Annotated in this window: 29 protein-coding genes, 4 tRNA genes and 1 pseudogene; 16 read left to right on the plus strand and 18 right to left on the minus strand. The window is 67.4% G+C overall.

All coding sequences use genetic code 11. From position 1 onward, the window contains the following. Positions 1-232: 232 nt before the first annotated feature. On the minus strand, positions 233-1,474 hold the full coding sequence (locus ACZYVJ_RS23510; protein ID WP_463833552.1) for a cytochrome P450: 1,242 nt from the start codon (positions 1,472-1,474) through the stop codon (positions 233-235). Positions 1,475-1,721: 247 nt separating this feature from the next. Between ACZYVJ_RS23510 and ACZYVJ_RS23515 the strand changes: the two genes are divergently transcribed. Then, positions 1,722-1,886 carry a putative alpha/beta hydrolase gene (locus ACZYVJ_RS23515; protein ID WP_463833553.1) on the plus strand — a complete coding sequence of 55 codons (165 nt, stop codon included), beginning with the start codon at positions 1,722-1,724 and terminating at the stop codon, positions 1,884-1,886. Positions 1,887-1,905: 19 nt separating this feature from the next. Here ACZYVJ_RS23515 and ACZYVJ_RS23520 read toward each other — a convergent pair. From ACZYVJ_RS23520 to ACZYVJ_RS23535, 4 genes and pseudogenes are all read right to left on the minus strand, one after another. Continuing rightward, positions 1,906-2,088, minus strand: a pseudogene (locus ACZYVJ_RS23520) (integrase catalytic domain-containing protein); the annotation flags it as partial. A gap of 1,137 nt (positions 2,089-3,225) precedes the next feature. Beyond that, positions 3,226-3,300: transfer RNA gene (locus tag ACZYVJ_RS23525), tRNA-Val, on the minus strand. Positions 3,301-3,315: 15 nt separating this feature from the next. Next, a tRNA-Cys gene (locus ACZYVJ_RS23530) sits at positions 3,316-3,389 on the minus strand. A 28-nt stretch (positions 3,390-3,417) separates the two neighbouring features. Continuing rightward, a tRNA-Gly gene (locus ACZYVJ_RS23535) sits at positions 3,418-3,490 on the minus strand. Between the two features lie 181 nt (positions 3,491-3,671). Between ACZYVJ_RS23535 and ACZYVJ_RS23540 the strand changes: the two genes are divergently transcribed. The 5 genes from ACZYVJ_RS23540 (at position 3,672) to ACZYVJ_RS23560 (ending at position 5,849) form a co-directional block, all read left to right on the plus strand. Next, positions 3,672-3,743: transfer RNA gene (locus ACZYVJ_RS23540), tRNA-Val, on the plus strand. Between the two features lie 150 nt (positions 3,744-3,893). Continuing rightward, positions 3,894-4,130: a hypothetical protein gene (locus ACZYVJ_RS23545; protein ID WP_463833554.1), complete on the plus strand. Its 237-nt coding sequence runs from the start codon at positions 3,894-3,896 to the stop codon at positions 4,128-4,130. Between the two features lie 39 nt (positions 4,131-4,169). Continuing rightward, positions 4,170-4,616 carry a hypothetical protein gene (locus tag ACZYVJ_RS23550; RefSeq protein WP_463833555.1) on the plus strand — a complete coding sequence of 149 codons (447 nt, stop codon included), beginning with the start codon at positions 4,170-4,172 and terminating at the stop codon, positions 4,614-4,616. A gap of 20 nt (positions 4,617-4,636) precedes the next feature. Next, positions 4,637-4,930, plus strand: a complete 294-nt coding sequence (locus tag ACZYVJ_RS23555; protein WP_463833556.1) for a hypothetical protein — start codon at positions 4,637-4,639, stop codon at positions 4,928-4,930. An 88-nt stretch (positions 4,931-5,018) separates the two neighbouring features. Beyond that, positions 5,019-5,849: an enoyl-CoA hydratase/isomerase family protein gene (locus ACZYVJ_RS23560; protein WP_463833557.1), complete on the plus strand. Its 831-nt coding sequence runs from the start codon at positions 5,019-5,021 to the stop codon at positions 5,847-5,849. Here ACZYVJ_RS23560 and ACZYVJ_RS23565 read toward each other — a convergent pair. The 3 genes from ACZYVJ_RS23565 to ACZYVJ_RS23575 all read right to left on the minus strand — a co-directional run bounded on the left by ACZYVJ_RS23565 (position 5,844) and on the right by ACZYVJ_RS23575 (position 8,763). Beyond that, the gene (locus tag ACZYVJ_RS23565) at positions 5,844-6,629 is read right to left on the minus strand and encodes an MBL fold metallo-hydrolase (protein ID WP_463833850.1); all 786 of its coding nucleotides are present in this window, start codon (positions 6,627-6,629) and stop codon (positions 5,844-5,846) included. The two genes, ACZYVJ_RS23560 and ACZYVJ_RS23565, sit on opposite strands and share 6 nt — an antisense overlap. An 8-nt stretch (positions 6,630-6,637) precedes the next feature. Then, positions 6,638-8,197 (minus strand): long-chain-fatty-acid--CoA ligase, encoded by a 1,560-nt coding sequence (locus ACZYVJ_RS23570; protein WP_463833558.1) that lies wholly within the window; start codon positions 8,195-8,197, stop codon positions 6,638-6,640. A gap of 92 nt (positions 8,198-8,289) precedes the next feature. Then, a complete protein-coding gene (locus tag ACZYVJ_RS23575; RefSeq protein WP_463833851.1) occupies positions 8,290-8,763 on the minus strand; it encodes a hypothetical protein in 474 nt (157 codons plus the stop codon). Positions 8,764-9,132: 369 nt separating this feature from the next. Here ACZYVJ_RS23575 and ACZYVJ_RS23580 point away from each other — a divergent pair, with 369 nt between their 5' ends. The 3 genes from ACZYVJ_RS23580 (at position 9,133) to ACZYVJ_RS23590 (ending at position 11,735) form a co-directional block, all read left to right on the plus strand. Beyond that, the gene (locus tag ACZYVJ_RS23580; protein ID WP_463833559.1) at positions 9,133-9,924 is read left to right on the plus strand and encodes an SDR family NAD(P)-dependent oxidoreductase; all 792 of its coding nucleotides are present in this window, start codon (positions 9,133-9,135) and stop codon (positions 9,922-9,924) included. Between the two features lie 18 nt (positions 9,925-9,942). Next, positions 9,943-10,884, plus strand: coding sequence for a catalase family peroxidase (locus tag ACZYVJ_RS23585; protein WP_463833560.1), 942 nt, complete (start codon positions 9,943-9,945; stop codon positions 10,882-10,884). Positions 10,885-10,964: 80 nt separating this feature from the next. Further along, positions 10,965-11,735, plus strand: coding sequence for a sulfite exporter TauE/SafE family protein (locus ACZYVJ_RS23590; RefSeq protein ID WP_463833853.1), 771 nt, complete (start codon positions 10,965-10,967; stop codon positions 11,733-11,735). A gap of 41 nt (positions 11,736-11,776) precedes the next feature. Here the strand turns inward: ACZYVJ_RS23590 and ACZYVJ_RS23595 are convergent, their stop codons facing one another. Then, a complete protein-coding gene (locus ACZYVJ_RS23595; RefSeq protein WP_463833561.1) occupies positions 11,777-12,862 on the minus strand; it encodes a glutamate--cysteine ligase 2 in 1,086 nt (361 codons plus the stop codon). Between the two features lie 22 nt (positions 12,863-12,884). Then, positions 12,885-13,322 (minus strand): anti-sigma factor antagonist, encoded by a 438-nt coding sequence (locus tag ACZYVJ_RS23600; protein ID WP_463833562.1) that lies wholly within the window; start codon positions 13,320-13,322, stop codon positions 12,885-12,887. A gap of 153 nt (positions 13,323-13,475) precedes the next feature. Between ACZYVJ_RS23600 and ACZYVJ_RS23605 the strand changes: the two genes are divergently transcribed. Further along, the gene (locus ACZYVJ_RS23605; RefSeq protein WP_463833563.1) at positions 13,476-14,093 is read left to right on the plus strand and encodes a TetR/AcrR family transcriptional regulator; all 618 of its coding nucleotides are present in this window, start codon (positions 13,476-13,478) and stop codon (positions 14,091-14,093) included. Here the strand turns inward: ACZYVJ_RS23605 and ACZYVJ_RS23610 are convergent, their stop codons facing one another. Together ACZYVJ_RS23610 and ACZYVJ_RS23615 are read right to left on the minus strand one after the other, a co-directional pair. Next, on the minus strand, positions 14,094-14,759 hold the full coding sequence (locus ACZYVJ_RS23610; protein ID WP_463833564.1) for a DedA family protein: 666 nt from the start codon (positions 14,757-14,759) through the stop codon (positions 14,094-14,096). 3 nt (positions 14,760-14,762) lie between these two features. Further along, a complete protein-coding gene (locus ACZYVJ_RS23615) occupies positions 14,763-15,605 on the minus strand; it encodes an SGNH/GDSL hydrolase family protein (protein ID WP_463833565.1) in 843 nt (280 codons plus the stop codon). A 50-nt stretch (positions 15,606-15,655) separates the two neighbouring features. Here ACZYVJ_RS23615 and ACZYVJ_RS23620 point away from each other — a divergent pair, with 50 nt between their 5' ends. Beyond that, positions 15,656-16,471 carry an IclR family transcriptional regulator gene (locus ACZYVJ_RS23620; protein WP_463833566.1) on the plus strand — a complete coding sequence of 272 codons (816 nt, stop codon included), beginning with the start codon at positions 15,656-15,658 and terminating at the stop codon, positions 16,469-16,471. Here the strand turns inward: ACZYVJ_RS23620 and phtC are convergent. From phtC to ACZYVJ_RS23645, 5 genes are read right to left on the minus strand one after another with little or no spacing between them, the layout of a single operon-like run. Continuing rightward, positions 16,459-17,187 carry a 3,4-dihydroxyphthalate decarboxylase gene (gene phtC, locus ACZYVJ_RS23625; RefSeq protein ID WP_463833567.1) on the minus strand — a complete coding sequence of 243 codons (729 nt, stop codon included), beginning with the start codon at positions 17,185-17,187 and terminating at the stop codon, positions 16,459-16,461. The two genes, ACZYVJ_RS23620 and phtC, sit on opposite strands and share 13 nt — an antisense overlap. Further along, entirely contained in the window at positions 17,184-17,975 is a 792-nt protein-coding gene (gene hcaB, locus ACZYVJ_RS23630; RefSeq protein ID WP_463833568.1) for a 3-(cis-5,6-dihydroxycyclohexa-1,3-dien-1-yl)propanoate dehydrogenase, read from the minus strand. The genes phtC and hcaB overlap by 4 nt, the downstream gene beginning before the upstream one ends. Beyond that, positions 17,972-18,238 carry a dihydrodiol dehydrogenase gene (locus ACZYVJ_RS23635; RefSeq protein ID WP_463833569.1) on the minus strand — a complete coding sequence of 89 codons (267 nt, stop codon included), beginning with the start codon at positions 18,236-18,238 and terminating at the stop codon, positions 17,972-17,974. The genes hcaB and ACZYVJ_RS23635 overlap by 4 nt, the downstream gene beginning before the upstream one ends. After that, entirely contained in the window at positions 18,235-18,765 is a 531-nt protein-coding gene (locus ACZYVJ_RS23640) for a 3-phenylpropionate/cinnamic acid dioxygenase subunit beta (protein ID WP_463833570.1), read from the minus strand. The genes ACZYVJ_RS23635 and ACZYVJ_RS23640 overlap by 4 nt, the downstream gene beginning before the upstream one ends. After that, positions 18,762-20,108 (minus strand): aromatic ring-hydroxylating dioxygenase subunit alpha, encoded by a 1,347-nt coding sequence (locus tag ACZYVJ_RS23645; protein WP_463833571.1) that lies wholly within the window; start codon positions 20,106-20,108, stop codon positions 18,762-18,764. The genes ACZYVJ_RS23640 and ACZYVJ_RS23645 overlap by 4 nt, the downstream gene beginning before the upstream one ends. A 284-nt stretch (positions 20,109-20,392) precedes the next feature. Here ACZYVJ_RS23645 and ACZYVJ_RS23650 point away from each other — a divergent pair, with 284 nt between their 5' ends. The 5 genes from ACZYVJ_RS23650 to ACZYVJ_RS23670 are packed head-to-tail and all read left to right on the plus strand — an operon-like array spanning position 20,393 to position 24,458. Next, positions 20,393-21,364 carry a Rieske (2Fe-2S) protein gene (locus ACZYVJ_RS23650; RefSeq protein ID WP_463833572.1) on the plus strand — a complete coding sequence of 324 codons (972 nt, stop codon included), beginning with the start codon at positions 20,393-20,395 and terminating at the stop codon, positions 21,362-21,364. Next, positions 21,361-21,846, plus strand: a complete 486-nt coding sequence (locus ACZYVJ_RS23655) for a hemerythrin domain-containing protein (RefSeq protein WP_463833573.1) — start codon at positions 21,361-21,363, stop codon at positions 21,844-21,846. The genes ACZYVJ_RS23650 and ACZYVJ_RS23655 overlap by 4 nt, the downstream gene beginning before the upstream one ends. A gap of 59 nt (positions 21,847-21,905) precedes the next feature. After that, positions 21,906-22,679, plus strand: coding sequence for a protocatechuate 3,4-dioxygenase subunit beta (gene pcaH / locus ACZYVJ_RS23660; RefSeq protein WP_463833574.1), 774 nt, complete (start codon positions 21,906-21,908; stop codon positions 22,677-22,679). Next, positions 22,672-23,235: a protocatechuate 3,4-dioxygenase subunit alpha gene (gene pcaG / locus ACZYVJ_RS23665; protein WP_463833575.1), complete on the plus strand. Its 564-nt coding sequence runs from the start codon at positions 22,672-22,674 to the stop codon at positions 23,233-23,235. The genes pcaH and pcaG overlap by 8 nt, the downstream gene beginning before the upstream one ends. Next, entirely contained in the window at positions 23,232-24,458 is a 1,227-nt protein-coding gene (locus ACZYVJ_RS23670; RefSeq protein ID WP_463833576.1) for a lyase family protein, read from the plus strand. Before pcaG ends, ACZYVJ_RS23670 begins: the two co-directional genes overlap by 4 nt. Here the strand turns inward: ACZYVJ_RS23670 and ACZYVJ_RS23675 are convergent. Continuing rightward, positions 24,449-25,096 carry a TetR/AcrR family transcriptional regulator gene (locus tag ACZYVJ_RS23675; RefSeq protein WP_463833577.1) on the minus strand — a complete coding sequence of 216 codons (648 nt, stop codon included), beginning with the start codon at positions 25,094-25,096 and terminating at the stop codon, positions 24,449-24,451. The two genes, ACZYVJ_RS23670 and ACZYVJ_RS23675, sit on opposite strands and share 10 nt — an antisense overlap. Positions 25,097-25,178 lie beyond the last annotated feature (82 nt).

The following is a 25,178-nucleotide window of genomic DNA, read 5'->3' on the forward strand; positions in this document are numbered from 1 at the left end:
GCCGGCTGTCGCCGGCTGCCGATCCGCGATCGATCAATGCCAACAGACATCCCCACCCCTCCTGAGCTGGTGTAACCCTACTACCGCCAATGGCGCCGTCAATTCAGTAGCAAAGCCCAGAGCAGCCGACATCGGACCCGCCGATGTCGATGCGCTCTACACGTTCTCAGAGCATTCGTGACTTAACGTCTGACGGCTGCGTGACCAGAACAAGCGCAAGCGAGGAAATGACCTACAGACACGCACTTTCGCGGGGGGCGCGTTCGACCGTGACGGTTAGCTTCGACATGCCGCGCAGCGTGACGTTCGGCTTGTACAGCGGCTCGCCGTCAAGACGTGCGTTAGGGAAACGCGACGTCACCGCCGACAACGCGATCGACGCTTCGAGCCGGGCCAGCGGCGCGCCGAGGCAGAAGGACGGACCGTGCCCGAACGCCAAGTGGTGAATCGTTTGTCGGTCCGGGTCGAACTCGTCGGGCCTCTCGTTGACGTCGGGGTCGCGTTGGGCGGCGGCCTGCAACAACATCATGATGCCGCCTTCCGACACCATGACATCGCCAATCATCATGTCCTGACCCGCCATTCGCGCCATCAGCTGGTTCGGTGGGTCGTAGCGCAGTGTCTCCTCGATTACCGCCGACGCCCGCCCCGGGTCGGCGCCCAGTGCGGCCCACTGGCCCGGATGACGCAGCATCGCAAGGATCGCATTGGCGATCAGGTTCACCGTGGTCTCATGCCCGGCGATGAGCAACAGATTGCAGGTCGCAATGATTTCCTCTTCCGTGAGGCGATCACCGGACGCCTCAACCGCAATCAGTGCCGATATCAGGTCCTCACTAGGCGCACGGCGGCGCTGCTGGATCAGGCCGTGCAGATATTCGTGCAGCCACAGTCCTGCCCGCCTGCGTTCATCGGCCCCGTCCGGGTCGCGGGAAAATGTGATGAAAGGGTCGACCAACCGCGCCAGCGGCGCCGACGCCCGGCTGAACTCCGGCTCGTCCTCGATCGGCACCCCCAACAGCCGGCAGATCACCGCCACCGGCAGCGGGTAGGCCAGGTCAGCGATCACGTCGAAAGTGCCCGCAGCCTCGGCACCGTCCAGGAGCGAAGACACGTGCGCCCTGATTTCAGGTTCGAGTGCCTTGATCACCTTCGGTGCGAAAGCCTTGCTGACGAGCTGGCGCAACCTAGCGTGATCCGCCGGGTCAAGGGACAGAAAGCCCGTTTTGCCGAACGGCCGCGGCTGGGTCCTGGCAGCGATCTCTGGCCGTGCGAACATGATTCCGGTAGCCGACGCGGGGTGCCGAAGCACCTCGTCGCAATCCCGGAATGAGCTGAACACCGTGAGGTTGGCCCAGGGTATATGCAGCGGTCCACGTTTTCGGAGCTCGTGGTAAATGGGATACGGGTTCGCCCGCGTCGACGCGCGAAGGAGCCGCAACAACATGGCTCGCGATTCAGCCGTGTTCGTCATATTTAGCGGCATCCCCCCGCTGGTGCCTGTTTGGTGACGAAGCCCGATCCGTCGATGGAAGCCTAAACGCTTGCGCGCCTACTCACATCGAGATTGAGTAAACTCCCGTAGCAGGTGCCCGGTCAGTTCGCTGCTGGTGTGCGATACGAGCGCGCGGCAGTGAATCGCAGGGCAATGTCGTGTCGAAACGACGTGGCCTGGCGCTCGCGAGGGTAATTTTTGAAGTGCTGTTAGTCCTTGGTATGGCGTGTTTTCGGGTGGTGGGATTCTAGATATCGCGGAGCTGATCGCGAAGGCAGGGGGTGGCCCCTGGGAGATCAACCGAACCCTGCGGGCGGGTAGCCCGTGGCAGGTGGTCGCCACCCTCGCGCCGTGCCCAGTTGCTCGCCGATGGAGGCAGGCCTCCGCATAACCGGCCGGCGGCAAATAGAGAAGGCCAACCCGACCCGGCTTTCAGCCCAGTTCGCCATTGCGCCACAAGCTAATTCGGGTCCGTTGTCGCAACGCAGCACGGCCGGGTAGGTGCCGCGATGGGCGGCCAAACGGTCCAGTTCGTCGATAAGGTGCTCACCGGTGATGCTGCGCTCTACCATCCGGCCGAGGCATTCGGGTGTGCTCGTTGTCCTTGCTCTCCGCCAAGCCGATCAGCCGCCATCAACTTACGCACAATCTGCTCAGGACTGTGCCGCTTCCTCGTCGCCATGATGTCGTCGAGCCTTTTCCGCCCAAAAACGTGGGCCGCAAGACTCTCATAAGCCACGGATCAATCGATCGGGGTCAGGCCAGCCGGAGATCGCGCCGGCTGGGACACGAAGGTTAGGAATTCAGGAAGGTTAGGAATTATTGTCGTGACCGGCGGGCGTATACCTCCGAAAGCGACTGCGAGACAACAACTGTCAAAGTAATCCGACGCGATTAGGTTACCCGCCGGGTGTCAATCCATGTGTCCAGCGGCTGGCGTTGTCGGCCCCGCGAGTCATTTATGAGTTGCGCCGCGCGTAAGCACAATCGCCAGCAGACCACCAATTGCGGTGATAAGCCCCGTCACAGCAGTGACAAGCGACGCAATCTGCCCGATCGTCGTAGGAGTACTACTGGCCCCCGCGCTCGAGGAAGGGGCTGAAGTCGGTTGTTGCTCTGCTCTTGGCGGCGGCGGGGTCCATCTTGGCGGCGGTATAACCGCAGGTGGCATCACTGTGGCAGCACCTTCGGGTGGCAGGTGCCCGGGCCCTGGCGCAAATCCAGGCGCCGACGGGGGTGCTTCCCCAGGCCTAGCGGGACCGTCGGCCGGCGGGTCTATCGCATTGGTTGAGGCCGAAACGGTTGGGCTGCCCGACGGCGGCGTAGTCCTGATGTATTCCTCCCCCGGACTGAACATCGGCGACGTGGCGGGCCCGTTTCCCAGTGCGGCGAAGATCAGAAAGAACAGTGCGGACAAGACGAACAGTGCGCCACCGGCAACGACCAGCCGGCGGCCGCGGAGGACTTTGGCTTGCCGCTCGTCTACAGGCTCTTGGTCGACCATCGGTTTAGGATATGAAGCGGTGCCACAAGATCGCCGAGCAATCGGCGCTTTCGTCAGCAGCGTTCGCTGGCGTGTATCTACCTCGGTGAACCTGTTGCCCAGCCCGTCGCGGGAAGGCTGGCAGGTTGGTCGAGCCTTATATGCTGCCGATCCGTCGAACCGCACGCGTGTAGGCAGCGGTTCCTGGCGGGGAAGCTAAAAAATGACCGCTGAGCTGCAATTACTCTGGTGCGCGATACTGGGATTGAACCAGTGACCTCTTCCGTGTCAGGGAAGCGCTCTCCCGCTGAGCTAATCGCGCCGGGAAACCAAAAGCTGGAGGTGGAGACGGGAATCGAACCCGTGTGCACGGCTTTGCAGGCCGTTGCCTCACCACTCGGCCACTCCACCGTTGGGGTCCACGCCACTTGCACCTTCGAGCGGATGACGGGATTCGAACCCGCGACCCTCACCTTGGCAAGGTGATGCGCTACCAACTGCGCTACATCCGCGCGCCTCGGACGAGATCGTCGCCCGTTGCGAAGCACGACGATAGTCCACGTGAGCGGGCACATACAAATTTCTTGGTACGAGTCGTGTCTAGGCTATCGCGACTGCCGGCTACCCGATGCGGCCGGTATTGTCGGGGGCTGGCGCGTGCTAATCTTCGACGTCGTTCGCCGTCTCGGCGCCGGTCCCGTGGCTCAGTGGGAGAGCGTCCGCTTCACACGCGGAAGGTCGCTGGTTCGATCCCAGCCGGGACCACAAGTATCAATCCAGGTCAATGAATGGTTGACCGCATGCTCCCGCCCCTGCGGCATTTGCGCTGTCGGCTTCTTGCCCTGCGGCCCGGCACCTTCTGTCGTAGCGTTGCCTGCACGTCCTCGGCTTGCACGCCAGGCGCGGAGGGGAACCATGTTGACCGTCGTCTCCCGCATCCTTCTACCTGCGCTGGTGACCGGACTCATCGCGGCGCTGATTTCGGCGAGCAACGCCTCGCCGGTCACCCCGGTCGCATGCAACAAGATCACCGCCAAATGGTCGTCAGTGTGGATCTTCATGCCGGACTGCCCGCCGTCGGCCGCCCCGCCAGCGGCACCGTCCTCGCCGGCCCAGGCGCCCAACCCAGTGGCTCCAGAACCGCCCCACTGAATCGCGCTGCTCTTGCCTGATCGCGCCCGCTAAGCCACCATGAACTGCATGAGTAAGGTAACCCTAACTATGGAGCTGCCGATCCCGGTCGAGACGGCCTCCGCCCTGGCGCGCAAGCCCGAGCTGATGCGGCATGTGTTGAGCCCGGTGCTGCGGGTGTACCGGCTCGACGTCCCCGACCGCATCGAAGTGGGCACGCAGGGATCGGCGCGGTTCTGGTGGTTCGGCGTGATCCCTGCCTGGACGCATCACCTCACCATCAAGCGACTCGACCCGACCGAGATCTACACCAATGAACACGGCGGACCCGTCCACACCTGGAATCACCGCCTCACGTTCGAACCCATCGACGACCGCAGCTGCCGCTACACCGACGAGATCGAAACTGACGACGGTCTGCACGGGCTGCTGACCCGCGCCTTCGTCCGGGTCATGTTCCGCCACCGGCACCGGCGGTGGCGCAAGCTCGCGCAGATCCTGCGCTGACACCGAGAGGACGGTGAACGATGGTCGGCAACCAAGAGGGCGTCGGCATGCTGAAACTCGAATGCCCGCAAAGCCATCCCGTCGGCCGCCTCCTCAAGGACGCGCCGCATCAGGCCGTGCAGTTCGACCCGGGCGCCCAGGTCGGGCCGCGCCGGTTCTGGCCGGACGAGGACGAACAGCCGATCTTCACCACGCTCTGCAGGTTCTGCGATAAGCAGGTGGGGGACACCACGTCCACCCTGCAAACCAAGCTCGCCTCGGTGCTCGCCGATGCGTCTGCGACCGCCGAGACGACCACGCTGCCCTACGTGTAGGCGCCCGGCCACGCCGATACCGTAAGAGCTACAGTAGCGGCGTCGCGGCGTGGCGCATCCGCGGCGACGCCGACCCGAGAGGAGTCCCGTGGCGCAGACACCGCAGAACGGTCCCCGTCCGCCCGAAGGTGATTGGCTGGGCACGCCCTACCTGCGCTTCGAGCGTCAGGGCCCGATCGCCGTCTGCACCATCGACCGGCCGGAGGCGCGCAACGCCCTGAGCCCGGCGATGTACTTCGGAATCCGTTATGCGGTGGGGCGTCTCAACGAGGACAAGGACCTGGCCGGGCTGGTGCTCACCGGAACCGGCGACGTCTTCGCCCCCGGTGGCGACATGGGCGGCGGGGGAGGCGAAGACAACTGGATCACCTTCGGTTCCGCGCTGGGCATGGACGTGACGCCGTTCGACGCGGTGCGCACCTCGGGCAAGCCGATCGTGTCCGCGGTCAACGGGCTGTGCCAGGGCGGTGGTTTCCAGATCGCGCTGTGCAGCGACCTGTCGGTGGTGAGCGATCGGGCGACCTTTCGGGTGCCTGAGTTGTTCCGCGGCTACGCCGACACCTACTACAGCCAGATGCTCACCCGCGTCATCGGGCCGGTGCGCACCCGCGACCTGATGTTCACCGGACGGGTGCTCACCGCGGTCGAAGCGCTCGACTGGGGCCTGGTCACCAGGGTGGTGCCGCACGAGGGCCTGCTGGAGGCGGCGAAAGACGTTCTCGCGCAATGCTGTCGAAGCGCGCCACGCGCCCGCGGCGTCATCAAGTCCAGCATCGACAGCTACCTGGGCCTGTATGACCGCATCGGCATGACCGCCAGCCTGTCCGACGCCGAGGCCATCGAAGGGTTCCGCTCGTTCAAGGAACGCCGCTCACCGGATTGGGTGCATCCAGAACTGCGCGTCGAGGGTCGGCTATAAGTCGATCCACTCACCGTGGTGAGCGAGCTTCAGCACGTTGCTGATGCCGGCCTGGTCGAACGCCGCGACGAATTCGTCGACGCCCTCGCTGAAGTGGGCCCAGCCGTCGACGTGGGCCGGAATCACCGCCGTGGCGCCCAGCAGTTCGGCGGCGGCGGCCGCGCGCGCCGCGGTCAACGTCAACGGCCGGCCGCGTTCCTTGGTGGGCACGCTCGCCGCACCGGCGAACAGCACCGCAATGTCGACCCGACCGACGCGATCGGCGACGTCTTTGACCGCGGCCATCGAGGCGTTGTCCCCGCTGAGGTACACCGTCGGCAGCCCGGGGCCGGACAGCACGAAACCCGTCACCTCGCAGTTGACGTGCCCGCCGGCGTCGCGCTGCCCGTCGGCCGGGCCGTGAACGGCCGGAACCGCTTGCACGGTAAGCGATCCAGGCCCGCCGCCGAGTTCGTGGGATTGCCAGGGCGCCAACCCGACCGCCGGCGGACCCAACCGGCCGGCGGCGCCGGGGTGGGTGAGCAGCAGCGGCGCGGCCAGCGCCATGCGGCGGCCGTCGTCGTCGAAGTTGTCCGGGTGCTGGTCATGGCTGACCAGCACCGCATCCACCGGCCCCAGGGCCTCGGCGCTCACCGCGGGACCGGTCAGCTTGGTCAGATAGGCGTGCGCGCCCGGCGGATCGAAGGTCGGGTCCATGACGATCCGGCGGCCCGCGATGTCGACCACCGTCGTCGGACCGCCCAGCACGCTGATCGCACCCTCGCGCCGTGCCGCATCCACGCGAGCGCTCATATGCCGCGCGTCCGGTCGCGCCAAAACGGTTCCCGCAGCTGAGTTTTCAGGATCTTTCCGCTGGCGTTGCGGGGGAGTTCGGTCACGAAGTCGACCGTGCGTGGACATTTGAAGCCGGCCAGGTGCGTTCGGCAGAACTCGATGATGTCTTTCGCGTCGATCTCCCCGTCGGCTACCACGATCGCCTTGACGGATTCGCCCCAGAAGTCGTCGGGCACACCGATCACCGCGGCGTCCTGCACGGCGGGATGCTCGATCAGCACGCTTTCCACCTCGGGGCCGTACACGTTCTCGCCGCCGGTGATGATCATGTCCTTGATGCGGTCTTCGATGTAGACGTAGCCGTCGGCGTCCAGGCGCCCGATGTCACCGGTGCGCACCCAGTCGTCGGCGGTGATCGTCTCGGCCGTCGCGTCCGGGCGGTTGAGATAGCCGGTCATGTTCTGGTTGCTGCGCACCCATACCTCGCCGGACTCCCCGGGCGGCAGCGGGTTGCCCGTCTCGGGGTCGACGACGCGAATCTCGCAGCCCTGCACGGCCTTTCCGGCCGCCAGCTGCAGCTCGGGCCGCGCGGCATCGCGGTGATCGTCGTCGGACAGCGCGGTGACCGCGCCGCACAATTCCGTCTGCCCGTACACCTGCACGAATTTCGTGTGGGGCCACGTGGACAGCGCCCGGTGCAGCAAGGGCAGCGGCATCGGTGCGGCGCCGTAGACGATGTAACGCAAGCCGGCGATCGCGGCCGTCGCCGCCTCACCCGCGTCCAGGAACCGGGCGATCACCGGTGGGACGAAGAACGCGTGGGTGGCGCCCGCGCGCACCGCGCCGATCAGCGTCGCGGCGTCGGGCTCGCGGGTCATGAATGTCGGTGCCCCGGAACGGATTCCGAACAAGGCGTAGCCGATCCCGCCTACGTGGAACAAGGGCATGGCGACCAGATTCGAGTCGCCGTCGGCGAACGGAAACGCCGGCGCCAGGTTGGACGCGTGATTGACCAGCGCGCGCTGGCTGAGCAACACGCCCTTGGGCCGTCCGGTGGTGCCGGAGCTGTAGATCACCAGCGCGGTCTCGTTCCCGTCGACGCTCGGGTCGGGCGGTGTCGGCGCCGCCGCGGCGAGCAGCGATTCGTACTCTTCGCCGATCTCGATGATGCGTTCCACGCCCGGTGCCCGCTCGGCGGCCGCCTCGGCCGCGCCGCGCAACTCGGTGCCGACCAACAGCACGCGGGCACCGCTGTCGGCCAGGACGTGCGCGAGTTCGTCGCCGATCACCCGCCAGTTGACGACGGTGGTGACGACGCCGATGGAGGCGCCGGCTATGAGCACTTCGAGGCAGGCGGGGTGATTCTTGTCCAGGAAGGCCACGCACTGGCCCCGCTCGAGCCCGGCATCGCGCAGCGCCCCGGCGGCGCGACGGATCCGCGAGCTCCACTCGGCCCAGGACCACTGCCGTTCGCCGAAGCGGATGGCAATCGCGCCGGGCCGCTGCTGCGCGTGTCGTCCCACGATGCCGGCGAGCGTCTCCGCCGTGCTGGTCGTCGTGTCGGCTGGTGGCATGGACCCCTCCGCGTTCGGTTTGTTCCAGTTTTTAATACGCGGTCGGTCCCGCGCACGCGACGCCGACCCTCGCCTGCGCGGGTGGCCGCGCCTCACTCCATGGAACCGATCATCATTCCGCCGTCGCCGGCGGCCTGGGTGGTCGCGCTGCTGTCCTGCCGGAAGTCGATGAACGCCGATCGGCCGTTCGAGGTGTTCAGCAGCTCGGTGAAGGTGCCGATCACCGGAATCGTGCCCTGCGAGTTCACCACGGTCGCGGTGTAGTTGACGGAGGCTTGCTGCTGAAAGTTGGCGCCGGGCAGCGGCTTGTTGTCGGGCGGGTTCAGCCGATTCACATCGGTCAAGATGGCCGAGGCGCCGCCGGTGAACTGGTCGATGTCGGCCTGCAGGAGCGCGGCGGCATCCGTGCCGCCCGCGGGCTTGACGGTGATCCGCAGCTGCGCACTGGTGTCGGCGTTGTTGAGCGCCACCCAGTTCGGGCCGCGGTTTCCGACCGTCCAGCCGGGCGCGGGGGTGACCGAGACGCCCTGCGCGATGGCGATCGCGTCGTCGGACGCCAGCGCCACCGCGGCGGTGCATTCGGCCCGGTTGGCGGTGGCGGCCAGGACGGTGAGCGCGGTCAGGGCGACCGCGCTCGCCGCATCGACCCACCATCCCGCCAGACGGGATAGCGCCCGAGGCTGAGTTGCTGACATCGTCATTCCTAACGTCGTCGGGCGCTGCGAAATTCGCCCGTTGGCATATCGTCGTTCAGCGGCGGCGGCAATGTCCAAGACGGGTTTGCTATAGCTTGATACAGCCCACCTATCAAACCGCCGGATGATTTTGTAAAGCCAACGGCCCGAACCGGTTTGACACCAAATCCGATGTTCGACGGGGCAGTGTGTCACCATGACTGGGCCGACCGGCCTGACCGACCCCGACAAGGACCCGACATGGTGAATCCCGAGCGCGCCCGTTCCCGCACCTTCGTCGTGACCGGCGCCGCGTCGGGAATCGGGCTGGCCACCGCGCGGCTGCTGTTGGCCGAGGGGGGCACCGTGGTCGGCGCCGACGTGGCCGCCCCGCCCGACGGCCTGGGCCCGCGGTTCACCTTCGTGCCCGCCGACGTGACCGACGAAGCCGCGATCGCCGCGGTGCTGGCCGCTGTGCCGGGCCGCCTCGATGGCCTCTTCCACGCCGCGGGTGTCGCGGGGGGAGGCCCGGTGCACCTGCTCGACCGCGCCGAATGGGACCGGGTGATCGGGATCAACCTCACCGGCACCTTCCTGGTCGCCAAGGCGGCCCTGGCCAGGATGATCGAACAACCCCGGGCCGACGGCGAACGGGGTTCGATCGTGACTGTCGCCAGCGTCGAGGGCCTGGAGGGCACCGCGGGCGGCAGCTCGTACAACGCCGCCAAGGGCGGTGTCGTGCTGCTCACCAAGAACATCGCGCTCGACTACGGGCCCAGCGGCATCCGGGCCAACGTCATCTGCCCCGGCTTCATCGAAACGCCCATGGCGCACAGCGTCTTCAGCATTCCCGGGATGGAGGGCCCGCTGGCCTCCATCACCAAGGAGCACGCCCTGCAGCGGCTGGGGCAGCCCGAGGAGATCGCCGCCATGGCCGCCTTCCTGCTGTCTCCCGACGCCTCGTTCGTCAGCGGCCAGGCCCTCGCCGTCGACGGCGGCTACACCGCCGGTCGCGATCACGGTGTCGTCGAACTCTTCGGCTTTCCCAGGTGATCCGACTAAGATTCGTCCATGAGCGGTGGACTTACTCCTGACCAGGCGATCGAGGCGATCCGGGGCGCCGGGGGAGCACACCCCGGTTGTCGCGCACTGCACGCCAAAGGCACCCTGTATCGCGGCACCTTCACCGCGGCCCCCGACGCGCTCATGCTCTCGCGCGCACAGCATCTCGATGGCTCGACCGTTCCGGCGCTGATTCGCTTCTCCAACGGATCGGGCAACCCCGAGCAGCGCGACGGCGCGTCCGGCGTGCGCGGGATGGCGGTCAAGTTCACCCTGCCCGACGGCTCCACCACCGACATCTCGACGCAGACCGCGCGCCTGTTCGTCTCCAGCACGCCGGACGGCTTCATCGATCTGCTCAAGGCGATGCGGCCCGGCCTCACCACACCGCTGCGCCTGGCCAAGCACCTGCTCACCCATCCGAAGCTGCTCGGCGCGCTACCCATACTGCGTGAGGCCAACCGGATCCCGGCCAGCTATGCCACCATCGAATACCACGGCCTGCATGCCTTCCGCTGGACAGCCGCCGACGGCAGCGCGAGATTCGTTCGTTACCACCTGGTTCCGATCGCGCCCGAGGAATACCTGTCGGGATCGGATGCCGGTGACAAGGATCCGGACTTCCTCACCGACGAGTTGAAGGCGCGGCTGGACGAGGGGCCGGTGCGGTTCGATTTCCGGGTGCAGATCGCCGGGCCCACCGACTCGACGGTGGACCCGTCGGCGGCCTGGCAGAGCACGCAGATCGTCACTGTCGGCACGCTGGCGATCACCGGACTGGACACCGAACGCGAGCACGGCGGCGACATCGTGGTGTTCGACCCGATGCGCGTGACCGATGGCATCGAGCCCTCCGATGATCCGGTGCTGCATTTCCGGACACTGGTGTATTCGGCCTCGGTCAAGCTGCGTACCGGCGTGGAACGCGGCGCCGAAGCTCCGCCCGCCTGATCGAAGAGCGTCGTGACTATAGTCACCTCGCGCCGAAATCGACAGCAGGCTAGGGTTTTTCTTCGGTGTCGCCGTTTCAGATGTTCCTCATATGCCTGGCCGGGCTGGGTGCTGGGGCGATCAACGCGCTGGTCGGGTCCGGCACCCTGATCACCTTTCCCACACTGGTCGCGCTCGGCTATCCGCCGGTGACGGCCACCATGTCGAACGCGACGGGTCTGGTCGCCGGCAGCGTTTCGGGCACCTGGGGTTACCGCGCCGAGCTGGGTGGTCAGTGGGATCGGCTGCGGTGGCAGCTCCCGGCATCGCTGGCCGGCGCGCTGGTGGGCGCCTACCTGCTGTTGCATCTGCCCGAGAAGGTGTTCGCCGAGATCGTGCCGGTGCTGCTGGTGCTGGCGCTGGTACTGGTGGTGATCGGGCCGCGAATCCAGGCGTGGACGGCCCGGCGCGCCGAGGAGGCGGGACGCTCACCCGAGCACGTCAGCCCGCGCCGGATGGCCGCGCTGGTGTTCGGCACCTTCGCCGTGGGCGTCTACGGCGGCTATTTCACCGCCGCGCAAGGCATCCTGCTGGTCGGCCTGATGGGTGCGATGTTGCCGGAGTCGGTGCAGCGGATGAACGCGGCCAAGAACCTGTTGGCCCTGGTGGTGAATGTGGTTGCCGCCGTTGCCTATACGTCGGTGGCGTTTGACCGGATCAGCTGGCCGGCCGCCGGTCTGATTGCGGCGGGCTCACTGGTCGGCGGGCTGCTCGGGGCGCGTTACGGGCGCCGGCTGTCGGGCAACGCGCTGCGCGCCATCATCGTGGTCGTGGGCCTGATCGGCCTGTATCGCCTGCTCACGGTGGCCTGACGAGAGACCGGGCGCGGCGACGGGATTGCGTCGGGCGCGCCTCAACTCAGCGTGGCCGCGGCGGCTTCGGTGATGACATCCATCACCTCACCACGTTTGCGCCACGCGCGCAGCTGACGCATCGCCCCGTTGCCGTCGGAGATGACACGGTCGAGTTCGTGGCGAACGTGGTCGTATTCGCCGAGCGACTCCAGCGCGGGGCGCACCCGCTGCACCAGGGCTCCCAACTGCTCACCCGCCGGCACCGACCCGCGGCCGTGGATCAAATCCAGTGCGCGGCCGGATAATCCGTCGTGGGCGGCCTTCCAGTACGCCGCGCGCAGCGCACCGGGCGGTAGCCGCCTCGCGTCATCGGGCGAATCGAGCGCGGTCATCACCGCCGCCCGGATCAGGGTGGCGAGCAGCACGGTCTCGGCGACGGTCGCCGGCACGTCGGCCACCCGGACCTCGACCGTCGGGAAGTCCGCGGAAGGGCGTACGTCCCAATAGATCATGTCCTTGTCCAGGATCACTCCGGTGTCGACCAACCGGCGCACCGCGTCGTCGTACTCGTCGGGCGAGGCGAAAAACGGTGGCGCTCCGGCTGCCGGCCAGCGCCGCCACAGCACGCTGCGCCAGCTCGCGTGGCCGCTGTCCGCGTTGCGGTAGACGCGCGAATTCGCGGACAGCGCAAGCAAAGACGGCAGCCACGGCCGCAGCCAGTTGCTGACATGGATGGCCGCGGCGCGATCGGGCACCTGCACATGCACGTGGCATCCGCAGATGCCCTGTTCGTGGGCGATCATCCCGAACTCTTCGCCGATCCTGCGGTAGCGCGGGGTGTCGGTGACGGGAAACTCATGCGGTGTGGTCGGCGGAAGCCCGCAGGCCAGCAGCTGGACGCCGACGGCCTCGACGGCCTGCGCCGCGGTGCGCCGCAGCCGGCTCAGCTCCTCGCCGAGCTCGGCGCTGGTCGAAGCCACGCTCGAGGTGGTTTCCACCTGACAAGTGCTCAATTCGAGCTGTAGCCCGACGCCTCGCCGCTCGGCTTCGGCGGCCACCGTGGCGTTGTGCGGGGCGGGCGCGCCGGTTTGCGGGTCGACGAGCAGGAATTCTTCCTCAGCACCAAAGGTGGGATGGTCGCCCATGAGCCGATGACGGCCCGGGGATCTACCAGCGAGCGGCCGCGGACAGCGCCGAGTCGACGGTCGGGTAGATCGGCAACACGCTGCTCAGACCGCACGCGTCGACGATGCGCTCGACGAGTGCCTCGCGGCTCACCAGGCGCAGATCGATGCCGCGTTCCCGGCAGCCCTTGGCCTCGTCGGCCAGCACCGCGAAGGCGCAGCAGCCCATGAAGTCGAGCCCGGTGACGTCGACGACGAAGAACCCGGGCGCGGTGACACCGCTGGCCGCCTCGCGCACCAGGTGGCGCCAGGTGTCCTCGTTGCAGGCGTCGACCTCGCCCCCGGCGTAGATCACCACCGACGGGCCATTGCGATCCGCGGTCGCCCGCAGCGTGGAGTTGGGGTCGCCTAGTTCGTAGACAAGTTTGGTGCTCAGTGTCAAATGACTGGTGGGCATCGCTTCAACAATGGCGAGATTCATGATGGACCCCCTGATCGACAGGCGCCTGAGGTGCCCCGATGGATGCCCGTCCTTATGTCTGAAGACAGACTGTTCGCATATGCGAATCTCATTTCTATAACGAGACAGGGCGGTCTGTCTACCGGCGGGGCCTAAGAGTACGTTAAGTCCTGTATGACAACTCCGGATGTCGGAGCACCCACCGCGTCGCCTCGCGAACGCGTTTTGACCGCCGCATATGACCTGTTCAGCCGGCGTGGTATCCGCGCGGTGGGCACCGACGAGGTGATCGCGCGGGCCGGTGTCGCCAAGGCGACGCTGTACCGCCATTTCGCGACCAAAAATGACCTGGTCCTGGCCGTGCTGGAGCTCCGCGAGGAGCTCTGGACCCGCGGTTTGATCGACGAGCAGTCGCGCCAGCGCGGCAACACCCCCGAGGAACAGTTGCTGGCGATCTTCGACGTCCTGCACGACTGGTTCCAGCTCAGCGACCGCTATGAGGGTTGCTCGTTCATCAACGTGCTGCTCGAGGTGGGACCCGATCACCCGGCCGGTCAGGCCTGCATCACCCACATCGAACACGTCCGCGATATCGTGCGGCGCCGCGCCGTTGCGGCCGGTTTGACCGACGTCGAGGAATTCGCCTCGTCCTGGCACATTTTGATGAAGGGCGCGATGATTCTGGCCGTCGTCGGGGAGCTGGACGCCGCGATGCGCGCCCGCAAGATGGCCCGCATCTTGATCGACGAACACCGGCCGCCCTTGGTGGCGGACACCGGCGAGGCCGTCTAGTCAGACGGTGTCGGACGCGGTGGTCCCGGTCTTGCGGTAATGCTCGGCCTCCAGTTCCGCGATCATCCGGGATGTGCGTTCCCGCAACAGGATCGCGGCGGTGAGCCCGGCCACGACCGCGATCACCAGGCCGATCCAGGAGAACCGTTCCAGCCAGCGCTCGGCGGCGATCCCGGCGAAGTACACCAAGGCGGTCGTGCCGCCGGCCCAACAGATGGCGCCCGAGACATTGGCCGCCAGGAACCGCGGGTAGTGCATCTTCAGCGCCCCCGCCAGCGGGCCGGCCAAAATTCGTAGCAGCGCGATGAAGCGACCCAGGAAGACGGCGCGAACCCCCCAGCGGTCGAACAACTTTTCGGCAAGCGCGATGTGGCCGGGCCCGAAATGCTTCGGGAACCGCCGGCCGAGCCGGTCGAAAAGCGGCATGCCGAACCGGCGGCCGATCGCGTAACCGATCGAATCGCCGATCACCGCGCCGATCACCGCGGCGACGCCGACCCCGACCGGGTTGACGGCCAGGTCATGGTGCGACGACATCAGCGCCGCGGTGACCAGCACGATCTCACCCGGCAGGGGGATGCCCAGGCTCTCGATCCCGACCACACCGCCGACCACCAGATAGACGGCGAGCGGCGGAATCGAGTGCAGCAGGGGCTCCAGATTCATGCGTCAAGGATGCCTGACCGGCCGCGGATCCGTGGCCCAAGGTGTGCGTTTGAATTCGCTCCGGATGTCCAGGCCCTCCAGCCGCGGGCGTTTGGGTTCGCGCCCGTCGTACGACGACAGGCCGCGTAGCCGCCGCCAGATCCACGGGAAGAAGCTCTCCTGCGTCCAGCGCAACTGCTCGAATGTGCCCGCCGCGAAGGAACGCTGCGTCGGGGTGAGGCCGCCGCGCGCCCAATCATGGTTGCTGTCAGGCAAATCGAGCGCCTCGGCGGCCGCGGCGGCGAACAACATGTGGCCCTTGCTGGACGCGTGCACCCGGTCGATGGCCCAGGTGTCCAACTCGCGCATCGACGGCGCGTTGTACAGGTCGACGAGCCGGAACCCGTAGCTATGGGCCGCCGCGCTGATGGCGCCGTTGATCCGGGCGAGCCGCCCCGCGACCAGCCGGCCCAGCGGCAGGAACTGCGCGACGTTCGGAAAGGTCGTCGTCACCACGGTCGCGCCCGAACCGGCCAGCGCGGCGTAGATGTGCTCGAGGTCGGCCAGGGCGGGCGCGAACGACCGCCCGGGCTGAATGACGTCGTTCATGCCGGCGCAGACGGTGATCAGGTCGGGCCGCATCGCCAGCGCCTGCGGAAGCTGCTCGGTGAGTACGTGGCCGATCCGTTTTCCGCGGATCGCGAGGTTGGCGTATTGCAGGCCGGGATAGAGCGAATCGACCATCACCGCGAGTCGGTCGGCGAATCCGAGCAGGCCGATGGTGTCGTCGCCGTCCCACAGGCCCTCGGTCTGGCTGTCACCGATGGCGACGTAACGGCGGTATCCAGCGTGAATAGCCCCGCTCACGATGCCGAGAATAATACGAAGCCGCGCCCATAACTGGTTACCGTGGATCCATGCCACACAAGCGGGAGCCGGGCGCCGGGAATGCCGCGGCGTCGCCCGTCGCCGATCCGCTTGCGCCGCAGTATCCGATCGAGTCGGTCGACAACGCGCTCAAGCTGTTACTGCTGCTGGGTGAACAGCCCCAGATCCGATTGAGCGAGGCGACCCGCTATCTGGGCGTGGCGTCGTCGACCGCGCATCGCTTGCTGGCGATGCTGGCCTACCGCGGGTTCGTCCGCCAGGACCCGGTGTCCAAGGCCTACCTGCCGGGTCCCTCGTTGACCGGGGTGGCGTTCGCCATCTTCGGCCGCATCGACATCGCGCGATCCGCCGCGCCCGCCATGCGCAGCCTCAGCGAACAACTGCGCGAAACGGTGCACGTCGGCATGCTCGACGGCGCCAGTGTCCGATTCGTCGCCGCGGTGGAGGGGCCCGCGGCGGTGCGGGTGGCGTCGCGGCTGGGCCGCGCCATGCCGGCGCACTGCACCTCGACGGGCAAGGTCATGCTGGCCCAGTTGCCGCAACCGGAACTGCACGCGCTGCTGCCGCGCGAGCAGCTGACGCGCATCACCTCGCACTCGATCGGCAGCCGTACCGAGTTGGAAGCCGAGCTCGCCGGCATCCGCGAGCGCGGCTACGCCACCAACCGGGAAGAGAGCGAGGAAGGCGTCGCGTCGGTCGCCGTGCCGATCCCGACCCGCGCGCCCGGGCTGCGGCTCGCGCTCAACGCGGCCGCGCCGCAAAACCGGCTGGCGGCATCCCGGTATCCTGCGGTGGCCGCGGCACTTATGGCCGCCGCCAAGGAGATTGGCGATCAGCTCTCCTGATCGGCCAGCCGTGCCACCTCGTGCCGCCAGGCCGCCTCGGCGGTGAACGCAGCCCCCAGATCTGGCAGGTCCTCCCAGTCCGCGTCGTCGATGTCACGCAGGGTGCCGCCGGCCGCGCGCACCCGCAGCGACATCCGGGCCAGCGCATCGAGGCTGATCGCCTGCAGCACCGCCTGTGGCACAGTCGTGGCGGCGCTGGTGATTCCGTGCCCGCGGCAGATCACCACCGGCCGGCCGCGCATCGCAGCCACCATTTCCTTGCCCAGCCGCGAACTCCGGATCAGCACAGCGCGTTCGTAAACGGGCACACCACCGCGCGCCAGCCAGGCGCCGGGAATGTCATGGGCGCCGTAGATCGGCCGGATCGTGATGCCCGCCAGATCGGCGGCGACCACGTCCGGTGGATGCAGGTGTGCGACGGCGACGTGGCCCGGGTCGGCCAGCATGGTCTCGACGTGGATCGGCAGTTCGTTGGGCACGCGATACCCGTCGAGTTCGCCTGGGGCACCGGCGGAGCCGTCGAATCTGATCAGCCGGATGTCGCCGGCCCGGGTGAACGCCACGCCGGTGTCGGCCTCGCTTCGGCAGCGCACCAGCAGGCGCTCGTCGTCGACCCGCAGGCTCAGGTGGCCGAGGATGCCGTCGACCAGTCCGCGGGCCGCCGCGACGCGGCAACCCTGCGCCACCAGCGCGCGCTGCTTATTCAGGTCGGTCATCGCGGGCCCAGCCCGAATCCGCCGTCGGGCCGGACGGTTTCGCCGGTGATCCCGCGGGACCGCTCGGACGCCAGGAACACATAACTCCACGCGTGGTCCTCGCCGGTGAGCGCGACATGCAGGGGGGTGCGCGCGGCGACGTCTCGCGCCCGGTCCGGGCTGTCATCCAGGCGCTTCCCGTCGAGCCCCAGGCTGGACAGGCCGCGCAGGTCGGTGTTGAGGGTGCCGCCCGGCGCCACGCCGTTGACCCGGATGTCCGGTGCCAGTTCGTGCGCCAACGCGGAGACCAGGCCGCGCACCGCGAATTTCGACGACACGTAGAGCACGCCACCGCGTCCGGGATAGAACGACGACGCGGACTCGGTCAGCACGATCGAGGAGCCCCTCGCGTGTCGTAACGCCCGGATCGCGGCCTTCACCGATTGCAGATGGCTCAGCACGTTGGTGCGAAACATCTCGTCGAACGCTTCGGGCAGTGCGTCGGCCTCGATGTCGCCCACCCCCCGGTAGAAGTCGAAGACGCCGACACAGTTGACCAGGGTGTCCAGCCCGCCGAAGGTGTCCACCGCCGCGGCGACGGCGCGGTCGTTGGCCTCGCGGGTGGTGGCGTCCCCCTCGACCACCGGCACCTGCGGCAACTGCTGGCGCAACGCGTCGCACTTGCGTGGATCACGTTCCAGCACAGCGACATTCGCTCCCTCGGCGCCGAAGGCCGCCACCACGGCGCGGCCGATTCCCGAACCGGCGCCCACGATGAGGGCGCGTTTGCCCTCCAGCCAGCCGGTCACGGCTGCTCTTCGCTCTCGTCGGGCAGCAGTGGCGCATGGGAATTGCCGACCATGGCGGCCAGCGTACGGGGGTTCTGCCAGGTCAGTGCCTCGACCTCGAGCGCGTCCAGGGTGATCCACTGCCCGGATCTGGGCGCGCTGATCAGCAGGCGCGATCCGTTGCGGGTGTCGACCCGGCGCACCACGACCTCGGTGAATTCGTTTGCGACGCTGATCGCTTCGCCGACCGCGCCGTCGAGCAGTTGCTGCAGTTCGTCGTTCACAGGAACACCGCCAGGTTCTGCATCCGTAGCACCGACTCGTCGGCGACGATCGTGCGGCGGGCCAGCTTCCAGCGATCGTCGCACTTGCGCAACACGTCCTGGCGCCCGCACGACAGCAGGGCGCTGTCGTTGACGTCGCCCCTGCTGCGGAACAGCAATTCGGCCGATTCGACCACCAGGTGGCCCTCGTCGTCACCGGTGAAGGTGCGCACGTTGGTGATGAAATGCCGCAGCCGCGACGGCGGGTCCTCGGCCCACACGTGCTCGGTGCCCATCCGCGCTACCCGCTGGCTCAACGAGTATTTGTCCTCGTCGAAATGGTCCATGCCGGGCCCTCTTTCCGGCGAAGCGTCGAACCCGGCGCCGCGCGCGGTCGTGACGCGCACCGGCATGACGTAGCGGACGTCGTCGGTCAGCGTGTCCAGCCAGGCCTCATACTGCTGGGCGTCGAGCAGGTACGCCTCGTCCACGAGGAACTGATGCGCCTCGAGGTGCCGAGTGTCGTTAAACGGCAACGGCTTTCTCATGCGGGCACCCCTTGCAGGTAGTCGGCCCACATGTTCAGCAGCGCTCGCTGGTTGTGCTCGTTGTAGCCGACCTGCGCGCGTCCGGGGCCGTGGAAAGCGCTGGGGGACAACGCCTCGATGACGGGGCGTTCGTCGGCGAGCAGGCCCATCCGGCTGTTCAGCAGCAGCCGTCGCGCCATGGAACCCCCCGCGGTGGTGGTCAGCGACACCCAGTTCTCCACGTCGTCTTGTTCGAACATGCCGGTCGACCCGAAACACATCAGATAGGCCTTGTACGAGTCTTGTTTGTACTGCGCGGGCGCGGCGGAGTCCACCGCGAACCACGAGCACACCTCGGTCTCGTTCTCGCTGATCGGCTGCCACAACCGGATCGAGATGAACGGCAGCACCTGGTCCTCGCGGTCATGCACCTTGGGCCAGTTGTGCACGAAGCTGAGGTTCGGAAAGCACGTCGCGGCCGAGATCATGAATCCGTCCTCGCCGACCACCCGTTGCTGTTGGGGCGTCCACACGCTTTTGATCCGGCCGATCATGTCATCGGGGTAGCCGACGTAGCGCATCCGCTCCTCGAAACCGCCCGGTGGGAGTTTGTAGGTGGTCCCACCGCCGCGGTGCGCCCAATAGGTGGCACCGTCCTTGCGCTTCTGGGCTTTCGGTTCGCGGAAGAGCCCGATGTCGACGATCGACGCATGGGTGTGCGGGGTGTGGTACATGTCGCCGGCGAAGTTCTCCGCGCCGATCTTCCAGTTCGCCTTGATCCGCCAGCGCTGTGGTCCCCGCACCTGGACACCGCCGGCGCTTTGTTTCGTGTAGTAGTCCAGATAGAACCTGAAGTCGCCCAGAAAGTCTTCCAGCGGTTCGGCTTTCGGATCCAGGCTGATGAACAGCAGGCCGTTGTAGCTCGCGAAATTCGGTGCGGGCAACAGGGTTTGGTTTCTGGCGAACCCCTCGTCACCGCCGTAGGCCTCCCGGTGAAACGGCAATCCGGTGAGCCTGCCGTCGTTGCGGTAGGTCCAGCCGTGATAGGGACAGCGGAAGTTGGAGGCGTTTCCCATCTCCGCGCGACAGACCTGCATTCCGCGATGCAGGCACATATTGAACAGAGCCCGCACGGTGCCCTGCGAATCGCGGGTGATGATGAACGAGTCGTCGAGCACGCGGCGCACCACGTAGTCGCCGTCCTGGCCGATCTCGGACTCGTGTCCCACGAACGTCCACGCCCGGCTGAACAGCCGTTGCCTCTCCAGCGCGAACAGTTCCCGGTCGTTGTAGATGTGGGCGGGGATCATTCCCCGGCGCACGTTCTCGAAGACCTCGACCAATTCGCCGCGATCGTCTGCCATGGGTCCCTCTGCGATTCTCTGTTTTACAGAACTACTCTCCGCTCAGTAGAATCTCGCAGTCTTGGGCGCCGGTCAATCACCAGGCAGCCGCTCCTACCAGGTTCCTTCAAGAATGCTTGGTGCTAATTCACAGGTTGCACACAATCGAAAGGCGGAAGGCCGCGGCTACCGTGGGTCACGGCAGCCATTCCGCGCATGTGTGCGCGGCGTAAACAAGGGGTAAACGTTCGGGTCTGCGGTAAATAGCCGCGGTTCTTTGCCGATCTGAGGAAGGAACTGGTGCCATGGTGGGTCGGCCACGAGGGGGTCGATTGCAGCAGGTCGGATCGAGGATTCTGGCCGCTATCGGGCGCCAGGAGTGGATTGATCGACCGAGTTATCGGTTCGAACATCTGCTCAGCTTCGCCTACAACGGGCTCGGCGGCGCTCGCAACACTGTCGCCAACGCGCTCAACGGCGTCTGGCTCGGCCACCCGGTGCACCCGCCGCTGGCGTCGCTGACCAGTGGCGCGCTCGGGACGACTGTGGCGCTGGACGCGCTCGGCATCCTGCCCGGACAGCCGGCATCCGAGGTATACGACGCATCGCGATTCGCGTCGCGGGCGCTCGGGGTGGGCATCCTGGCGAGCCTCGGCTCGGCCGTCACCGGCGTCACCGACTGGCAGCACACCCACCAGGAGGACCGCCGGGTCGGCGCGGTGCACGGCCTGGTGAACGTGGCCGCCACCGCGCTGTACATGCAGTCCTGGTGGGACCGGCGCAAGGGGCGCCACGGACGCGGCATCCTGCTCACTGCCCTCGGTTACGGCATCACCGTGGCCGGCAGCTACCTCGGTGGCGCGCTGGTCTTCGAGTCCGGGATCGGTATCGACCAGTCCGGTCCGCGGTTGCGCACCTCCACCTGGACGCCGGTGCTGCCCGCAAGTTCGTTGAACGGCAAGCCGGTACGGGTCGAGGTCGACGGAGTGGGCCTGGTGGTCTGCCAGACCAAGCCCGGCGAGGTCGCGGCGTACGGGGAATTCTGCCCGCACCTGGCCGCGCCGATGGCCGACGGCTGGATGGACCGGGGCCGGCTGGTTTGCCCTTGGCACGGTTCATGGTTCGCCGCCGAGTCCGGCGAAGTTGTGCGCGGTCCGGCAGCAGCGCCGCTGCCGTGCTACGAGGCCCGATTAGTCGACGGGGTGGTCGAAGTCCGCGGTGAGCAGCAGCCCGCTCCCGGCGGCGCGGTAGGAATCGCAAAAGGAGGAGCCAATTGAACGCCTATGACGTGCTCAAGGATCACCACGTCGTGATCAAGGGCCTGGGTCGCAAGATCAGCGAGGCGCCGGTGAATTCCGAAGAGCGGCATGCCCTTTTCGATGAAATGCTGATCGAGCTCGACATCCACTTCCGCATCGAGGACGACCTGTACTACCCGGCGCTCAAGGACGCCAGCAAGCTGATCGCGGTCGCCCACGCCGAGCACCGGCAGGTGATCGACCAGCTTTCCGTGCTGCTGAGGACGCCGCAGAGCGCGCCCGGCTATGAGGACGAGTGGAACTCGTTCAAGACCGTGCTGGAAGCGCACGCCGACGAAGAGGAGCGCGACATGATTCCCGCTCCGCCGGAAGTGAAGATCACCGACGCGGAACTCGAGGAGCTGGGCAACAAGATGGCCGCCAGGATGGAGCAATACCGCGGCTCGGCCACCTACAAGATGCGCACCAAGGGGCGAGCGGCGCTGGTGCGCTCTCTGTAACTCGACGACACCGTCCGCTTGCGGGATTCGGTGGGCCACCGAGAGTAGCCTCACGGCACATGAGCCCCGAGCGTGTCGCTACTCAGGGTGACATCACGGTGGAGATCGCCCGCATCGCAGCGCAATACCAGGGCGCCCCCGTGGGAGCCGGACAAGGCGAGCAGCCGCGGCTCGACTATCCGCCGTACCGCAGCACGATCCTGCGCCATCCGAAACAACCGCTGGTCGTCGTCGATCCCGAGGGAGTCGAACGCTGGGCGCCGTGCTTCGGCCACCAGGACGTCGACCCCATCGACTCCGACCTGACGGCCGGTCATCCGGGCGAGCCGATCGGGGAGCGCGTCGTGGTGACCGGGCGCGTCCTCGACGAATCCGGCCGGCCGGTGGCGGGCCAGCTGGTGGAGATCTGGCAAGCCAACGCCGGCGGGCGCTACCGCCACCAGCGCGACCAGCATCCCGCACCGCTCGACCCGAACTTCACCGGCGCGGGCCGCTGTCTGACCGGGGCGGACGGCACCTACCGCTTCCTGACCATCAAGCCTGGCCCCTACCCGTGGCGCAACCACCACAATGCGTGGCGCCCGGCGCACATCCATTTCTCGGTATTCGGAAGGGCTTTCAGTCAGCGACTGGTCACGCAGATGTATTTTCCGGGTGATCCGATGTTCGAGCTGGATCCGATCTTCCAGTCGGTCCTCGATCCCGCCGCGCGTCAACGGCTGATCGCCCGCTACGACCACGACGTCACCGAGCCGGAGTACGCGACCGGGTACCGGTGGGACATCGTCTTGGCCGGTGGCGCCCGAACCCCGACCGAGGCCGGGCATGACTGAATCGGACTGCACGCCAGGGCAAACCGTCGGCCCCTTCCTCGACCTGGGATTGCCGTACCCCGGGGACAACCTGCTGGTCGACGACGGCCATCCGAAGGCGATCCGGCTGCACGGCACGGTGTACGACGGCGCCGGCTCCGCCGTCCCGGACGCACTGGTGGAACTCTGGCAACCCGACGCTGCGGGAGGTGTTCCGCGGCAAGCCGGTTCGCTGCGTCGCGACCACACGGTGTTCACCGGCTGGGGGCGCTGCGCGACCGACTCCTCAGGACGCTACTCCTTCACCACCCTGGCGCCGGGATCGGCGAGCGGGGGGCGCCCGCCGTTCTTCGCGCTCACCGTGTTCGCCCGCGGGCTGCTGAACCGGTTGTTCACCCGCGCCTATCTGCCGGGCGCCGAGCCCGGCGCCGATCCGCTGCTGGCGGCCGCCGACGCCGAGCGCCGGTCCACATTAATCTGCGTCGCCGAAAATAACGGCGCCGCTTACCGTTTCGACATCCACTTGCAGGGCCCGGCCGAGACCGTGTTCCTGGCATACTCCGAGGGCGCGCGATGACCAACCTGTTGTGGCCCGGAGACCATCGCGCCGGTGAGCACATGACCGATCAGGCGTTGCTGGGATCGATGGTCGCGGCGGAACGCGCATGGCTGGACGCGCTGGCGGCCGCCGATCTCGCACCCGCCGAGTGCGCCGAGGCCGACCTGTGCGATCTGGTCACGCACACCGACTGCGAGTCGCTCGCGGTCACCGCCGAGGATGGCGGCAACCCGGTCATCCCCCTGGTCAAGCTGCTGCGGCAGCGGGCCGAGCCGGGTATCGCGCCCTGGATCCACCGCGGGCTCACCAGCCAGGACGTCCTGGACACCAGCCTGATGCTGGCCGTGCGCGGGGTCGCCGACGACCTGATAACCCAGCTGAGACAGCAGCTTTCCACCCTGACCGAGCTCGCCACCGGGCACCGGGGCACGCCGATGCTGGCCCGCACCCTGACCCAGCACGCCGCGCCCATTACCTTCGGCGTCAAGGCCGCAGGGTGGCTGAACGCGATCGTCGACGCGTTCGAGCGAATGACCGCGCTGACCACACCGATCCAAATCGGTGGCGCCACAGGCACATTGGCTGCCACTACGGAGCTGGCCGCATTGCTCACCGGCGCTGCCGACCCGGCCGGCGTCTCACTGCGGCTGGTGCGAAGCGCTGCAACCACACTGGGTCTGCACGACAGGCCCGCGTGGCACACCGCCCGAGCGCCCGTCACCGCGGCCGCCGACGCCTTCCTCAGCTGCACCGACGCCTGGGGCCGCATCGCCTCCGACGTCGTCACCCTGGCCCGCCCGGAGATCGCCGAGCTCGGCGAGCCGGCGGCCGCCGACCGCGGCGGCTCGTCGTCGATGCCTTACAAGCGAAACCCGGTGCTGTCCATTCTGATCCGCCGTGCGGCGATCGCCGCGCCGCCGTTGGCCGCGACGCTGCACACGGCGGCCGCGCTGGCCAACGACGAGCGCCCGGACGGGGCCTGGCACGCCGAATGGGACACGCTGCGCACGCTGGCCCGCCGCACCCTCGTCGCGGGATCCCAAAGCGGCGAGCTACTGGCCGGATTGACCGTGCATGCGCAGCGCATGGCCGAAAACCTAGATGCTGCAGACGTTTCGGGGGAGCAGCGGGCGATCGCCGACCTGGTGGGCAAGGAGCCGTCACCGACGTACTTCGGTGCCGCCGACCGGTTGATCGACGAAAGCCTGGACCGCGCGGCGCGGGCGCTCGGTCAGCGCTGATAGATGCTGGCCAGCCAGATGTGCAGCAGCGTGTCGATCGCCCGGTCCTCGGGGATCGCCTGATCCTCGGCGGTGAACGTCGCGGCCATCACCCGCTCGCTCAGCATGTTGAGCGCCACCGACAGCTCGGCGGCCGGAATGGTGTCCGTGGCCGCACCGCGACGGCGCTCGGCCTTGATCGCGATGGTGGTGTAGGAGATCCACTTGCTCATGAGTGCGGACCACAGCTGCCGCACCTCGGGGTTGGTAGCTTTGGCCGCGGCCCCGGCGACGGCGACCGCCCGGTGCGATCCGGACACCTCGAAAAACGACTCGATGCGCGCCCGCCAAATCGCCTCGGGGTCACCGGACGACACGACGTCGAGCGCACCCAGCGCCGCCTGCGCCTTGCCGTTCATCTGGTCCAGCAACGACAGCAGCACCGCGTTCTTCGACCGGAAATAAAAGTAGAAGGTGGGCCGCGATATGCCGGCGCCTTTTGCTAGGTCGTCGACGGAAAAGTCGGCCAGCGGCCTTTCCTGCAGCAGCCGCTCGGCGGTGGCGAGTATCGCCTGCTCGCGATCGTCACCGGGGTAGTGCGACGCCCGCCGGCCCCTCGAGGCCTGCAGATACTTCGTCTGTGTCGGGAGGTCGGACACGCCCGCTACTGTTGGGCACGTCGATTTACGTCAACAAAACTGTCGATGAAAACCAGCAACACTGTCGATGAAGAACGGCACT

The organism is Mycobacterium sp. IDUB_3, assembly GCF_055419585.1.